Annotated in this window: 12 protein-coding genes and 4 pseudogenes; 6 read left to right on the forward strand and 10 right to left on the reverse strand. The window is 49.7% G+C overall.

The features are described from left to right. The first annotated feature begins 148 nt into the window (after window positions 1-148). Window positions 149-430, forward strand: coding sequence for an excisionase (locus ABZJ92_RS11995; protein WP_005127484.1), 282 nt, complete (start codon window positions 149-151; stop codon window positions 428-430). Beyond that, window positions 396-1,473: pseudogene (locus ABZJ92_RS12000) on the forward strand (tyrosine-type recombinase/integrase). The gene ABZJ92_RS11995 and the pseudogene ABZJ92_RS12000 overlap by 35 nt, the downstream one beginning before the upstream one ends. A 392-nt stretch (window positions 1,474-1,865) precedes the next feature. Here ABZJ92_RS12000 and ABZJ92_RS12005 read toward each other — a convergent pair. The 3 genes and pseudogenes from ABZJ92_RS12005 to yobA all read right to left on the reverse strand — a co-directional run bounded on the left by ABZJ92_RS12005 (window position 1,866) and on the right by yobA (window position 3,470). After that, complete coding sequence (locus ABZJ92_RS12005; RefSeq protein ID WP_000976476.1) at window positions 1,866-2,207, reverse strand: YebY family protein; 342 nt, start codon at window positions 2,205-2,207, stop codon at window positions 1,866-1,868. Between the two features lie 12 nt (window positions 2,208-2,219). Beyond that, window positions 2,220-3,092: pseudogene (gene copD, locus ABZJ92_RS12010) on the reverse strand (copper homeostasis membrane protein CopD). A gap of 3 nt (window positions 3,093-3,095) precedes the next feature. Next, a complete protein-coding gene (gene yobA, locus ABZJ92_RS12015) occupies window positions 3,096-3,470 on the reverse strand; it encodes a CopC domain-containing protein YobA (protein WP_000168747.1) in 375 nt (124 codons plus the stop codon). A 138-nt stretch (window positions 3,471-3,608) separates the two neighbouring features. Between yobA and holE the strand changes: the two genes are divergently transcribed. The 3 genes and pseudogenes from holE to exoX all read left to right on the forward strand — a co-directional run bounded on the left by holE (window position 3,609) and on the right by exoX (window position 5,283). Further along, entirely contained in the window at window positions 3,609-3,839 is a 231-nt protein-coding gene (holE, locus tag ABZJ92_RS12020) for a DNA polymerase III subunit theta (RefSeq protein WP_000916763.1), read from the forward strand. A gap of 101 nt (window positions 3,840-3,940) precedes the next feature. Further along, a pseudogene (yobB, locus tag ABZJ92_RS12025) lies at window positions 3,941-4,597 on the forward strand (carbon-nitrogen hydrolase family protein YobB). A 23-nt stretch (window positions 4,598-4,620) separates the two neighbouring features. Beyond that, window positions 4,621-5,283 (forward strand): exodeoxyribonuclease X, encoded by a 663-nt coding sequence (exoX, locus tag ABZJ92_RS12030; protein WP_000944268.1) that lies wholly within the window; start codon window positions 4,621-4,623, stop codon window positions 5,281-5,283. Here exoX and ptrB read toward each other — a convergent pair. The 4 genes and pseudogenes from ptrB to yebG all read right to left on the reverse strand — a co-directional run bounded on the left by ptrB (window position 5,280) and on the right by yebG (window position 9,249). Further along, window positions 5,280-7,340, reverse strand: coding sequence for an oligopeptidase B (ptrB, locus tag ABZJ92_RS12035; protein ID WP_000936980.1), 2,061 nt, complete (start codon window positions 7,338-7,340; stop codon window positions 5,280-5,282). The two genes, exoX and ptrB, sit on opposite strands and share 4 nt — an antisense overlap. Window positions 7,341-7,549: 209 nt before the next feature. After that, window positions 7,550-8,209 (reverse strand): tellurite resistance TerB family protein, encoded by a 660-nt coding sequence (locus ABZJ92_RS12040; protein WP_000024751.1) that lies wholly within the window; start codon window positions 8,207-8,209, stop codon window positions 7,550-7,552. Between the two features lie 326 nt (window positions 8,210-8,535). Further along, window positions 8,536-8,892 carry a protein YebF gene (gene yebF, locus ABZJ92_RS12045; RefSeq protein ID WP_005047608.1) on the reverse strand — a complete coding sequence of 119 codons (357 nt, stop codon included), beginning with the start codon at window positions 8,890-8,892 and terminating at the stop codon, window positions 8,536-8,538. Between the two features lie 66 nt (window positions 8,893-8,958). Then, window positions 8,959-9,249: pseudogene (gene yebG / locus ABZJ92_RS12050) on the reverse strand (DNA damage-inducible protein YebG). A 133-nt stretch (window positions 9,250-9,382) separates the two neighbouring features. On the opposite strand from yebG, the gene purT reads away from it, so the two are divergent. Further along, window positions 9,383-10,561: a formate-dependent phosphoribosylglycinamide formyltransferase gene (gene purT, locus ABZJ92_RS12055; protein ID WP_000173487.1), complete on the forward strand. Its 1,179-nt coding sequence runs from the start codon at window positions 9,383-9,385 to the stop codon at window positions 10,559-10,561. Between the two features lie 55 nt (window positions 10,562-10,616). Here the strand turns inward: purT and kdgA are convergent, their stop codons facing one another. The 3 genes from kdgA to zwf form a co-directional block, all read right to left on the reverse strand. Continuing rightward, the gene (gene kdgA, locus ABZJ92_RS12060) at window positions 10,617-11,258 is read right to left on the reverse strand and encodes a bifunctional 4-hydroxy-2-oxoglutarate aldolase/2-dehydro-3-deoxy-phosphogluconate aldolase (protein ID WP_000800512.1); all 642 of its coding nucleotides are present in this window, start codon (window positions 11,256-11,258) and stop codon (window positions 10,617-10,619) included. A 36-nt stretch (window positions 11,259-11,294) separates the two neighbouring features. Beyond that, complete coding sequence (edd, locus tag ABZJ92_RS12065; RefSeq protein WP_001069479.1) at window positions 11,295-13,106, reverse strand: phosphogluconate dehydratase; 1,812 nt, start codon at window positions 13,104-13,106, stop codon at window positions 11,295-11,297. A 234-nt stretch (window positions 13,107-13,340) separates the two neighbouring features. Then, entirely contained in the window at window positions 13,341-14,816 is a 1,476-nt protein-coding gene (zwf, locus tag ABZJ92_RS12070) for a glucose-6-phosphate dehydrogenase (RefSeq protein ID WP_000301736.1), read from the reverse strand. Window positions 14,817-15,002 lie beyond the last annotated feature (186 nt).

Raw genomic sequence — 15,002 nt, forward strand, 5'->3', positions numbered from 1 at the left:
TCAGGGAAAAATATCATCAGATGGCTGCTTAAAAAAAGAACAAATGGTAGTGTCCGCTATTGCCAGTACACCTCAGATTATTAAAAATCAACCACACCCGCCAGTATTCTGTATATTTACTGGCGGTCATATCGTGAGAGGTATGGCAATGAATCTTGTGACACTCAAAACGTGGGGAAAACTCAGATATCCGGATAACCCACCATCAATATCAACGCTGAGACGATGGGCAAGGAATGGAAACATTTATCCTGCACCTGAACTACACGGGAGGAGTTACAGGGTGGTTCCGGAGGCTTTCTATATCAACCCAAATAAGGTTGATACCGATATAACACACCATCAGCCTAATGGGCGACAAGGGAGAGACAGTCCGTTAATGGAGAAGTTAAAACATGCAGCGGAAAAAATACGATCCCAATTTGCCTAGAAACTTAACATATCGAAGGAGAGACAAAGCATATTACTGGCGCAACCCTCTGACGAAAGAAGAATTTACACTAGGTAAAATTTCAAGAAGAGATGCAGTAGCGCAGGCAATTGAAGCAAATCATTATATATACAAAAACTACTCTCCTGCTGCCCTAATTGAAAAGCTTAAAGGGGTCGACTCATTTACTATGGCAGGCTGGATTGAACGTTACAAAACGATTCTTATAAGGAGAAAAGCGTCCAGAAATACTTATAAAACTCGGGTAAATCAACTGGAGACAATAAAAGAAAAATTAGGAGGGGTTTTACTGACAGAAATAACCACTCGCCATATCGCCGAGTTTCTTGATTTGTAGATTGAAGGAGGGAAAAACACGATGGCAGGATCAATGCGTTCTGTGTTATCTGATATGTTCCGCGAAGCCATTGTTGAAGGACGTATATCTCAAAATCCAGTAACGCCAACAAGAGCACCGAAAATAGTAGTTACAAGAGAACGGCTGAAACTAAAGACATACAACTGCATCAGGGAGGCAGCAGATCAACTTCCGGCATGGTTCCCATTAGCTATGGACTTAGCCCTTGTAACAGGACAACGTCGCGAAGACATAACGAATATGCGGTTCAGTGATATTTATGATGATCGTCTCCACATCAGGCAAATTAAGACAGGAATGATGATTGCTATCCCCCTGTCACTCAGCCTTCCTGTCGCTGGTTTACGACTTGGTGCAGTAGTTGAACAGTGCCGCATGGTAAGTAGGGGGGATTATCTAATCAGTGCCGGGATTAGAAAAAACAGCCCTGACGGCAGCATTCACCCGGACGGCCTGACAAAGAAATTTGTCGCAGCCAGAAAATTAACAGGTATCACTGTTCAGTGAAAACCCACCAACTTTTCACGAAATCAGAAGCCTGGCTGGACGATTGTACAAAGAAATATGTGGAGAAGAATTTGCTCAGCGTCTACTTGGCCACACATCGGAGAAGACAACAAAAATGTATCTTGATGAGAGAGAAAAAACGTACTTACTGCTCTGATTTTAACGTAAATGGATTGTTAAATGTATTTTGGTTGTGATATAACCAAAAAAGACCGGAATACAGAAATTCGAGTAAATTTCGGGGAATTTCGGGGAGACGTTTGCAACTAATTGATTTTAAATACAATTAAAAAAAGACCGAATACGATTCCTGTATTCGGTCCAGGGAAATGGCTCTTGGGAGAGAGCCGTGCGCTAAAAGTTGGCATTAATGCAGGCTTAGTTGCCTTGCCCTTTAAGAATAGATGACGACGCCAGGTTTTCCAGTTTGCGTGCAAAATGGTCAATAAAAAGCGCGGTGCTCATCAGCTTAAATGTTAAAAACCGCCCGTTCTGGTGAAAGAACTGAGGCGGTTTTTTTATTGGAAATCAAAAGGCTATTTTAGGTAATTAACAGAGTTTTTCAGCTCGTTCTATAAACGGTGCCAGACTCATTTTTTCGCCGGGATTGTTAGGATCATCAATCTGAATCACCGAAATGGGTTGGGCATTGGTCTTCCCACTGGCAACTTCCTTTTGTGCGATATCGTTTAAAGGATACTGCACGAGGGTACTTGGGTTGATGACATACAAAGCATTACCCGGTCGGCAAGTCAGCATTACCTCTTCGCGATTAAACGCCCATTTGTCTTTACCCACTTCAAAACGACTCACGGTTATCACCTGTGGAGCCGCCAGCGCCGCTGCAGAACTGGTGAGTAACAGAAACGCCAGAATACTTTTTTTCATCATTTTCGTAATCCATCAAAAAGGTTCGAGAGTCGCAAGCAGGCTGATGATCACCAGCACTACCGCACCTATCGCCCATTCGAGTTTAGTCATCCACACAAACCAGGGTGCCGCACGATCTTCATCCTGCCTCATGCGCGGTACAAGAACATAACGATTAGCCAGCGCAATGACCACCATAATCATCACCAGGATGGCTTTGAGCAATAAGAGTTGGCCCCAGTAAGTCGTAAGCGTGGGGGGAAATCCGGTAATCAACAATGCATTAAGCACGCCGCTTGCCAGTACGCCGATCACCGCAAAATGCCCGCACCAGGAAAAACGCATCAGCGCCTGAATAGCCTAGTGTCGCCAACGGCCTTTGATGAGTTGCATACACCAGAGCACCGGCAGTAATCCCCCAAACCACGCCGCCGCACAAATCAGGTGAATCGCGTGATTAGTCTGATGGATTTTCGCTGTTACCCCTTCATTCAGCGTCGCATACCCCACTCCCGCCAGCAGAATAAATTGCGCGGTAGTGAGCATAAACAGCAAACGTGGCATATTCCGCGGTTGCATAAGGGCGACGATCAACGTTACGAGGGCGAGAACAATTTGCCATAACCAGACGCCACCAAACTGCGTTTGCAAAACAGCCTGCCAAATGTTTGGCGAAAATACATCTGTCCATCCCGTTCCCATCAACCCGCCCTGAACGGCGAGCATTGCAGTGGCACTGATCAAACTCCAGACGGCAGCGTGCTGTTGTAAACGCAGAGAACGCTTCGTCAGCAAGCGACGAATCATTAAGGGGGCCAGCCAGGCACCATACATTGCAAAGCCAAAGACCAGCATCAACGAGGTGAAATGGATAAATCGCAGCGCGATCCAGGTAAACGCCAGCATGATTTATTTCACGCTAAAGGTGTAGTGTCCTTTCGTTTTATGCCCGTCCACCGAAACAACATGCCAGTCAACGGTGTAGGTTCCGGGTTTCAGCGAATCGGCCAGTGGAACAATCAGTTGCTTTTGGTCCTGCTCATTCCGCTTCGCTGGTAATGTTTTAATATTTTCGTTTTTTGGCCCCGTGATTTTTGCACCACTGAATCCTGTTTCAACGCCTTCCGAGAAGTTTAAAGTGATTGCCTGCGGGGCAGCTGTCACTTGCGCGTTTGCCGCAGGATACTGATGCGTTAAATGCGCATGTGCCCAGACGGAAGGTGTCACCAACGAAGTGGTCAGGATTGCCAGCGCGTAGCGAAGGGAGCGTGCAGTTGAAGCCATATTATCTATTCCTTTTTGTAATAACTTTTTTACAGAGCATAACCTTGTCTAATGTCTGAGTCGAGGATCATCAATTCCGGCTTGCCATCCAGGCTCACTCTTAGTAACTTTTGCCCGCGAATGATGAGGAGATTAAGAATGCTGAAGAATCTGGCTAAACTGGATCAAACAGAAATGGATAAAGTGAATGTCGATTTGGCGGCGGCCGGGGTGGCTTTTAAAGAACGCTACAATATGCCGGTGATCGCTGAAGCGGTTGAACGTGAACAGCCAGAACATTTGCGCAGCTGGTTTCGCGAGCGGCTTATTGCCCACCGTTTGGCTTCGGTCAATCTGTCACGTTTACCTTACGAGCCCAAACTTAAATAAAACTTATACAGAGTTACACTTTCTTACATAACGCCTGCTAAATTATGAGTATTTTCTAAACCGCCCCCATAATTTGCAGTCATTTTGAAAAGGAAGTCATTATGTCGTTCTGGAAAGTTGCAGCAGCGCAATATGAGCCTCGTAAAACCTCACTCACCGAACAGGTAGCTCATCATCTGGAGTTTGTGAGGGCCGCCGCCAGGCAACAATGTCAGCTGTTAGTTTTTCCATCGCTTTCTTTACTGGGGTGTGATTATTCGCGACGTGCCCTTCCTGCCCCACCCGATCTTTCACTGTTAGACCCGCTTTGTTATGCCGCAACGACCTAGCGAATGACCATCATTGCCGGCCTTCCCGTTGAATATAACGATCGCTTTATTCGTGGAATTGCGGTGTTCGCACCGTGGCGAAAAACGCCTGGGAACTACCATCAGAGTCATGGTGCATGTCTGGGCCGTCGTTCCAGAACCATCACGGTGGTCGATGAACAACCGCAAGGTATGGATATGGACCCGACCTGTTCACTGTTTACGACAGGGCAATGTCTGGGAGAACCCGACCTGCTGGCGTCGGCCCGTCGCTTACAATTTTTTTCACATCAGTACTCGATTGCCGTGCTGATGGCAAATGCCCGTGGTAACAGTGCACTATGGGATGAATATGGTCGTCTCATCGTTCGCGCCGATCGTGGTTCATTATTGTTAGTCGGTCAGCGTTCATCACAGGGTTGGCAAGGCGATATCATTCCATTACGCTAGGCTTTTTCGGCCTGGATCATGCCATGTTGCGCATTATCGATACAGAAACCTGCGGTTTGCAGGGAGGGATCGTTGAGATTGCCTCTGTTGATGTCATTGACGGAAAAATCGTCAACCCCATGAGCCTCCTGGTGCGCCCCGATCGTCCTATTAGTCCACAAGCGATGGCGATTCATCGCATCACCGAAGCCATGGTCGCCGATAAACCGTGGATTGAAGATGTGATCCCACACTATTACGGTAGTGAATGGTATGTCGCGCACAACGCCAGCTTTGACCGCCGCGTACTGCCTGAGATGCCCGGTGAGTGGATTTGCACTATGAAACTGGCCCGTCGTTTGTGGCCAGGGCTCAAGTACAGCAATATGGCGTTATATAAAACACGCAAGCTCAATGTACAGACACCGCTGGGCCTGCATCATCACCGCGCGTTGTATGACTGTTATATCACCGCCGCGTTGCTTATCGATATTATGAACACCTCCGGCTGGACGGCAGAACAGATGGCCGATATCACCGGACGTCCGTCGTTGATGACAACCTTCACCTTTGGCAAATACCGTGGCAAAGCGGTTTCCGACGTTGCCGAACGCTATCCGGGCTATCTGCGCTGGTTATTTAATAACCTGGACAGCATGAGCCCGGAGCTGCGTTTAACACTGAAACATTATCTGGAAAATACTTAATCCGCAGGCGTAGCGGGTAATGTTCCCTGCGCCAGCGCGACCAGAAAAGCATATTCCATCGCTACGCCTTCGTACGATTTAAAGCGGCCAGATTTACCGCCATGGCCTGAGTCCATGTCGGTACAGAGCAATAAAAGATGGTCATCGGTTTTCAGCTCGCGCAATTTAGCGACCCATTTTGCCGGTTCCCAATATTGCACCTGAGAATCGTGTAAACCGGTCGTTACCAGTAAATGCGGATAAGCCTGTGCGGTGACGTTGTCATACGGGCTGTAGCTTTTCATGTACTCGTAATATTGCGGATCCTGCGGATTTCCCCACTCTTCAAACTCACCAGTGGTAAGAGGAATTGATTCATCAAGCATCGTTGTTACAACATCAACAAACGGTACCTGGGCGATAACGCCGTGGAATAATTCCGGGCGTTGATTAATTGCAACGCCCATCAACATGCCCCCCGCACTTCCGCCCATCGCATAACAGAGCGAAGGAGAGCCATAGCCCAGTTTTAACAATGCATCGCAGGCATCAAGATAATCATTAAACGTATTTTTCTTCTTCAGAAATTTACCGTCTTCGTACCATTGTTGCCCCAGCTCACCACCGCCGCGAACATGGACAATGGCGTAGACAAAGCCACGATCTAACAAACTCAAGCGGCTAAAACTGAAATCGGCATCAATACTTGCGCCGTAAGAACCATAGCCATACACCAGCAACGGGTTGTGTCCTTTGCGAAAATGTTTGCGATGATAGACCAGCGAAACCGGAACTTCGACGCCATCACGGGCGACTATCCACAGGTGTTCACTGCGGTAATTCGCCGCATCAAAACCAGGCACTTCTGTTTGTTTTAATACACGACGCTCACCGGTATCCATATCCAGTTCAAACAAAGTGTCTGGTGTGGTCATGGAAGAATAACCATAACGCAATCGCGCGGTTTCAGGTTCTGGATTGTAGGCAATCCAGGTCACATAGGCCGGATCATCAAAGGCAATGCCAATGACTTCCCGGGTCTTGCGGTTAATTTGGCGCAAACTGGTTAACCCGCGCTGACGCTCTTCAACCACCAGCCAGTCGGTAAACAGCGTAAACCCTTCCAGCATGATGTTTTCGCGTGGCGGAATTAACTCTTCCCACTGTTGCTCATCACGCATACGGGTACGGTATAAGCCAAAGTTTTTGCCGTGGCGATTGGAACGCAGATAAAAACGATGCTGGTAGTGATCAAGGCTGTATTCGTGATCTTTGCGGCGCGGCAGAAAAACAAACGGCTCGGCATCGGCCATTTCCGCGTCCAGCAGGCGAACTTCACTGGTGGTGGCGCTGGCCAGATGAATGACGACATAGTGCTTCGACGTCGTTTTATGCAGGCTGACATAATAGGTATCGTCTTTTTCTTCGTAGATCAGTGTATCTTGCGATGCTGGCGTACCGATGGCGTGACGCCAGACCTGATAAGGCAGCAGCGTCACCGGATGCTTGCGAACATAGTAGAAAGTCCAGGAGTCATTTGCCCAGACAAAGCTGGGTTCAACGTTATCCAGCAGTTCCGGGTACCAGTTACCTGTTTCCAGATTACGAAAACGAATGCCGTACTGGCGTCGGGAAAGAAAATCTTCTGCCAGCGCCATAATGGTGTTATCGGGCGTAATCGCCATTCCGCCCATCGAATAAAACTCACTATGAGCTGCGCGCTTGTTGGCATCGAGCAATGTTTCCCACTCATCCCACTCTTCGCTGAATGCCGATTGACGCTGGTAGATAGCATATTCACAGCCTGGTTCATAAATATGCCGATAGCGGTAGCCATTTTTTATGTAGGGCGCAGAAACTTCTCTTTGCGGAATGCGGTCGATGATTTCCTTTAAGATGCGATCCTGCAAGGCTTGTTGTGAGGCCATCACCCGATGACCGTAACTATTTTCTTGTTGCAGGTAGTCCAGGACTTTTGGCTGAGAACGCGTATCGTCCCGCAGCCAGTAGTAATTATCGATGCGCGTATCGCCATGAAGCGTCATGGCGTGGGGAATGCGGGCGGCTTTTGGTAGCATGTTATTGTTCTTTCTGGTTGGAAACATCTTATAAGGGTGGCAAAACTCACCGGGGATGCAAGCGAAACAGGGTCGTCATTGCTTAGATGATGACAGGTAATGGCGCGGATATCGAATGTTATGCAGACAGAGAAAATCAGCCTGTTCAAATGGCTGTGCGGTTCTGGATAGCCCGAAATAGTCAACTTCAGGCTATCCAGAGAGCGGAATTATTCCGCCAAAGTGCGTTTTTGCTGTTCGAGATCGCGTTCAATGCCTTCACGAACATCCTGGGGGATTTTCAGCGCGTCACCCAGTGCATTCAGGTAACTGCGTTCCATAAAATGGTCAATATCAATAGCCGCGCAGCTCAGGAAATAGATTTCCAGCGCCTCTTCTTCATTGCGGACCCCGGTAGCCAGGCGTTGTGGATCCAGCGGTTGTTCGATTGCCTGCTCAATGAGTACACGCCCCTGCTCTTCCACGCCGGCTTCACGCAATTGCTGGTCGATTGCCGCACGTTCATTGGCATCAATATGACCATCACTTTTAGCGGCAAAGACCAGCGCAAGGATCAAACGTTCCGTACGCTCATCCAGCGGCGTACTTTGCGCGCCAAACTGCGGTTCGTCCTGATGCGCCGCGCGAATTTTATCTTTGTATTTATTCCACAGCACCGTACCCGCTACCGCTCCGCCGCCAACCAGTAACGCGTTGGTGCCATATTTCGTAAGAAGTTTACGTGCTGATTTATTTGCGACCAGCAGCCCAGCCAGTCCGCCTAATGCGCCTGACACTAACAGTTTGCCCAATCCCTGATCCGCAGACGAGGAGGTAGAAGAACTGCTTTGCCCAAGCAGGGATTGCAGTTGATTTAACCAGTTAGCCATATTTGCTCCTCAATAACCATTTTTAGTGCCTGTAGCATAGCGGATGAGGATGTCAGAAAATGTATATCGAGACAAAAGATGCGCAAATAAGCGGGGCGGTAGGCCGTTATTCAAAGAAATTCGCGCCAGGTAAGGTATTTACTGTATATCAGGTGATAAGGGTATTTTAGGTGAAAGTAGTTTGTCGTTTTGAGTGGCATTGTTTGATGCTGATTGCCCGATGCGACGCTGTTGCGTCTTCTCAGGCCTACGATTGTGGTGCGTTCTGGGACGGACAAGGCACTCGCGCCGCATCCGCCAACGGTCAATCGAATTATCAGAAGCCATTAACGCCGCTGATATTCCGCCATTCCCGCTTTGCAGTCCACGCAGACCTGGTAATGAATATCGGCACTTTTACCACGCACGGTTAGCGGTACTGACCATTTATCATCTTTACCCTGAATGTCCTGCAAACTGACCCAGGCCACGGGATCGGCCTGACCGACAATTTTTTGATCATCTGCCCAGCGCGCCACGCGATTTTGTTGATAATCACGTTTTACGCTCGCGGCAATTCCGGCAGCATCCAGACCTTCACACTTTGGGAAAGTGACCGACTTGCTGGTTTCATTATTGGCAGCGAAAACTGATGCGCAGGCAGAAACCAACAACCGCCCTAAAAACGCCCCTCTTTTTTTCATGTTTTTCTCCATAGCACAATGATTCAGGAGAAAGCATGGTACAAATTGTCAGGAGCGCAAGTTGCTTCAGGCCGCGTGTGAGGCATCTTCCTCTTCGGATTCAGCACCGACGACCTGTGGGGACGGTAATTTGCCGGTTTTCAGAATGGTGCTCAGCACCTCTTTTTGTTCTGCCAGCCATAGCGAAAGGGCTTCACGTTGCTCGTCTTCCATTTGCACTGGAGAATTTGTCAGCTAGGTGTCAAGCAGATCCGCCGTATCAAGCATTTTGTCATAAGCATCGGCTTCCTTTTTGCTGGTAAACGACATTTTCTCTTCGCCCTCACGAATGACTACGTATTTAACTTCAACCGCCATTTGCAGCCTCTCATAATAACTGAGATTTTATACAGTATATTTCTTTTCGGTTGAGAAATCAACATCAGCAATAAAGACACACGCAAACGTTTTCGTTTATACTGCGCGCGGAATTAATCAGGGGATATTCGTTATGACGTTATTAGGCACTGCGCTGCGTCCGGCAGCAACTCGCGTGATGTTATTAGGCTCCGGTGAACTGGGTAAAGAAGTGGCAATCGAGTGTCAGCGTCTCGGCGTAGAGGTGATTGCCGTCGATCGCTATGCCGACGCACCAGCCATGCATGTCGCGCATCGCTCCCATGTCATTAATATGCTTGATGGTGATGCATTACGCCGTGTGGTTGAACTGGAAAAACCACATTATATCGTGCCGGAGATCGAAGCTATTGCCACCGATATGCTGATCCAACTTGAAGAGGAAGGACTGAATGTTGTCCCCTGCGCTCGCGCAACGAAATTAACGATGAATCGCGAGGGTATCCGTCGCCTGGCGGCAGAAGAGCTGCAGCTGCCCACTTCCACTTATCGTTTTGCCGATAGCAAAAGCCTTTTCCGCGAGGCGGTTGCCGCCATTGGCTATCCCTGCATTGTAAAACCGGTGATGAGCTCTTCCGGCAAGGGGCAGACGTTTATTCGCTCTGCAGAGCAACTTGCTCAGGCATGGGAATACGCTCAGCAAGGCGGTCGCGCCGGAGCGGGCCGCGTAATTGTTGAAGGCGTCGTTAAGTTTGACTTCGAAATTACCCTGCTAACCGTCAGCGCGGTGGATGGCGTCCATTTCTGTGCACCAGTAGGTCATCGCCAGGAAGATGGCGACTACCGTGAATCCTGGCAACCACAGCAAATGAGCCCGCTTGCCCTTGAACGTGCGCAGGAGATTGCCCGTAAAGTGGTGCTGGCACTGGGCGGTTATGGTCTGTTTGGTGTCGAGCTGTTTGTCTGTGGTGATGAGGTGATTTTCAGTGAGGTCTCCCCTCGTCCACATGATACCGGGATGGTGACGTTAATTTCTCAAGATCTCTCAGAGTTTGCCCTGCATGTACGTGCCTTCCTCGGACTTCCTGTTGGCGGGATCCGTCAGTATGGTCCTGCAGCTTCTGCCGTTATTCTGCCACAACTGACCAGTCAGAATGTCACGTTTGATAATGTGCAGAATGCCGTAGGCGCAGATTTGCAGATTCGTTTATTTGGTAAGCCGGAAATTGATGGCAGCCGTCATCTGGGGGTGGTACTGGCTACTTCAGAGAGTGTTGTTGACGCCATTGAACGCGCGAAGCACGCCGCCGGACAGGTAAAAGTACAGGGTTAAACCCGGCAAAAAAACGCTACAAAAATGCCCGATCCTAGATCGGGCATTTTGACTTTTACAGCTTAGCGCCTTCTACAGCTTCACGCGCCAGCTTAGTAATGCGGTCGTAATCGCCCGCTTCCAGCGCATCTGCCGGAACCAGCCAGGAACCACCGATGCACAGCACGCTTTTCAGTGCCAGGTAGTCACGGTAGTTAGCCGGAGAAATACCACCCGTCGGGCAGAAACGGACCTGGGAGAACGGACCCGCGATCGCCTGCAGGGCTTTCACGCCGCCGTTAGCTTCAGCCGGGAAGAATTTGAACTCTTTCAAACCGTAGTCCATACCCAGCATCAGTTCGGAAACAGTGCTGATCCCCGGAATCAGAGGAATAGTCCCTTCGGTAGCAGCTTTCAGCAGCGGCTCGGTCAGACCCGGGCTAATTGCGAACTGTGCACCCGCTTCAGTGACTTCTGCCAGCTGCTGTGGATTCAGCACCGTACCGGCACCCACAATCGCTTCAGGCACTTCTTTGGCGATAGCACGGATAGCGTCAACTGCACACTCGGTACGCAGAGTCACTTCCAGAACGCGCACCCCACCAGCAACCAACGCTTTTGCCATCGGCACCGCGTGTTCCAGTTTTTTTACCACGATAACCGGTACAACCGGGCCGGTGGTCAGGATTGATTCTGCACTTGTTTTCCAGTTTTTCATCAGAGTTTTCTCTCGCCTGATTACAAATTTGTCGTCTTAAAAAGTGATACAGGTTGCGCCCTGTTCGGCACCGGACAGTTTTTCACGCAAGGCGCTGAATAATTCACGTCCTGTTCCCACGCGTGACGCGCTCAGGTCAGGAATGTGCGGTTCGCGAGCAGCCAGTTCCGCTTCGTCTACCAGCAGTGTCAGTTCGCCTGTCTGTCCATTCACACGAATGATGTCCCCGTCGCGCACTTTTGCCAGCAGCCCGCCATCGTAGGCTTCTGGTGTTACGTGGATAGCTGACGGCACTTTACCTGAAGCGCCGGAGAGTCGTCCATCGGTAACTAACGCAATTTTGAAACACCGGTCCAATAATACACCAAGTGGCGGCATGAGTTTATGTAATTCTGGCATTCCGTTCGCTTTTGGCCCCTGATGACGGACAACAACGACACAATCGCGGTCCAGCAAACCCGCTTCAAAGGCCGGCATAACGTCATGCTGGCTTTCAAAAACAACCGCTGGCGCTTCAATCACCTGGTTCTCAACCGGCACGGCAGAGGTTTTCATAACCGCACGGCCCAGGTTACCGCTTAACACTTTTGTCCCACCATGATGAGAGAAAGGTTGTTCGAAGGAAGCGATCACATTGCTGTCGAGTGATTTTTCCGCCCCTTCCCGCCAGTCCAGTTCACCATTATTCAGCCATGGTTCAAGGGTATAACGAGACAGACCAAAGCCTGCCACCGTATTGACATCTTCATGCAGCAGGCCTGCTTTGAGCAGTTCACGCACCAGAACCGGTACGCCACCTGCCGCCTGGAAGTGGTTAATATCGGCCGGACCGTTCGGGTAGAGACGTGCCATCAGCGGTACAACATCAGAAAGGTCAGAGAAGTCATCCCAGTTAATCTGAATACCGGCCGCGCGCGCCATCGCCACCAGGTGCATGGTGTGGTTAGTGGAACCACCGGTCGCCAGCAGTGCAACGATACCGTTCACCACCACTTTCTCATCGATCATCTTACCGATCGGCATCCATTCATTACCATTACCGGTCATGCGTGTAACCTGACGCGCAGCGGCAGCGGTCAAAGCATCGCGCAGCGGAGAATCCGGATGAACAAAAGAAGAGCCTGGCAACTGCATCCCCATAAATTCCACCACCATCTGGTTGGTGTTGGCAGTACCGTAGAAAGTACATGTTCCCGGCGCATGGTAAGACGCGGCTTCTGACTCCAGTAAGGCCATGCGGTCCACTTTACCTTCGGCATAAAGCTGGCGAATACGCACTTTTTCTTTATTTGGCAAACCGCTTGCCATCGGTCCAGACGGCACAAACACCGCAGGCAAATGACCAAACGACAGGGCTGCCATCGTCAGACCCGGGACAATCTTGTCGCACACACCGAGGAACAGAGCACCATCAAACATGTTATGGGACAGCCCCACCGCCGCAGACATCGCTATCACTTCGCGGCTTAGCAGCGACAATTCCATTCCATCCTGCCCCTGGGTGACACCATCACACATCGCCGGAACACCGCCCGCAACCTGACCAACCGCATTCGCTTCATGCAGGGCTTTACGAATGATTTCTGGATAGTGTTCATAAGGCTGGTGCGCGGAGAGCATGTCGTTATAGGAGGTGATGATGGCGATATTGTTACGCAACATGCTTTTCAAAGAGGCTTTGTTTTCTGGCTGGCAGGCAGCGAAACCGTGTGCCAGGTTACCGCATGCCAACTGCGAACGATGAACGGTCGACGTTTTCGCTTGTTCTATCCGGGCGAGATAAGCAGAGCGAGTCTCGCGCGAACGTTCAATGATTCGATTTGTTACGCGTAACAATTGTGGATTCATAAAGGCTCCTGAAATTGAGTTGTCAGAGCAGGATGATTCACAACGCGTTTCATTCAGAGGATTTATGAGTGAAACGCCTGTAACCGGAGCTCATAGGGCAAAAACGTTTCAGTCAGTGTAATAAAAAAAGCCTCGTGGGTGAATCCGCACGAGGCCTGAAAGTGTAAAAATTGTTCTACAATCTGTGCAAGATCATGTTACCGGTAAAATAACCATAAAGGATAAGCGCTGATATTACTCAAACTCATTCCAGGAACGACCATCACGGGTAATCATCGCCACCGAGGCAACGGGTCCCCAGGTTCCGGCCTGATACGGTTTCGGCGCATCATTGTCCATCGCCCACGCCTCAGTAATGGAGTCTACCCATTTCCAGGCTTCTTCCACTTCGTCGCGACGTACAAACAGTGCCTGAATACCACGCATGGTTTCCAGCAGCAAACGTTCATAGGCATCCGCCAGATGCGTCTGATTAAAGGTTTCTGAATAGCTCAGATCCAGCTTGGTGATTTGCAGGTTATGTTTGTGGTCAAGGCCAGGAACTTTATTCAGTACCTGGATATCCACGCCTTCATCAGGTTGCAGACGGATAGTCAGTTTATTCTGCGGCAGATCCTGCCACGACTCTTTAAACAGATTCAGTTCAGGTGTTTTGAAATAGACCACGACTTCAGAACATTTGGTCGGCAGACGTTTACCAGTACGCAGGTAGAATGGCACACCGGCCCAGCGCCAGTTATCAATGTCGACGCGGATCGCCACGAAGGTTTCTGTATTGCTGCTTTTGTTCGCGCCCTCTTCTTCCAGATATCCCGGCACTTTTTTGCCCTGGGCGAAGCCCGCAGTATATTGCCCGCGTACGGTTTTTTCGCGTACGTTGGAGCGGTCGATGCGGCGCAGGGACTTCAGTACTTTCACTTTTTCATCGCGGATGCTGTCTGCGCTCAGGTCAGATGGCGGAGACATCGCAATCATGCAGAGAATTTGTAGCAGGTGGTTCTGAATCATGTCACGCATCTGACCGGCTTTATCAAAATAGCCCCAGCGCCCTTCGATCCCCACTTCTTCTGCCACGGTAATCTCAACATGATCAATGGTGCGATTGTCCCAGTTATTCACAAACAGGGAGTTAGCAAAACGCAGCGCCAACAGGTTCAGCACCGTTTCTTTACCAAGATAGTGGTCGATACGGTAAACCTGGCACTCCTCGAAGTATTCGCCAACCTGATCATTGATTTCCTGCGAGGTCGCCAGCGACGTCCCCAGCGGTTTCTCCATGACTACGCGTGCCGGTTTAGCATTCAGTTTTGCCTCGCCAAGCCCTTTGCAAATTGCGCCAAAAGTGCTGGGCGGCATGGCAAAGTAGTTAATAGTGATACGATTTTTTTGATCCAGCATCGCGCCGAGACGGTTGAATGCAGCAGTGTCATTGACATCGAGATTACAAAAATCCAGACGTGCACTCAGGGTGTCCCATAAACCTTCATCAATGGTTTCTTTCATGAAAGTTTCGAGCGCCTCGCGGACAACTTTGGTATATGCCGCTTTATCCCAGTCAGCACGCCCTACGCCGATAATCCGGGTGTCCGGGTTGAGCTGACCGACTTTTTCCAGTTGATACAGGGAAGGCAGCAATTTACGACGCGCAAGGTCGCCTTTCGCGCCGAAAATGACCAGGTCACAGGCCTGGGCTGTTTGCGTTACCGCCATGTCATTCTCCTTAAGTTAACTAACCCGGTACTTAAGCCAGGGTATACTTGTAATTTTCTTACGGTGCACTGTACTGCTTTTACGAGCTTGCGAAAACTGTAAACGCTTATCCACCCGTGCGATTACGGGAAAAGCGCGCAAAGCGCGGCAAAACTGATAAAAAAATCATCGTTTTCCATTCGGTAA

It is taken from the genome of Shigella sp. FJ200513, assembly GCF_040495915.1.
Lineage (GTDB): Bacteria > Pseudomonadota > Gammaproteobacteria > Enterobacterales > Enterobacteriaceae > ECMA0423.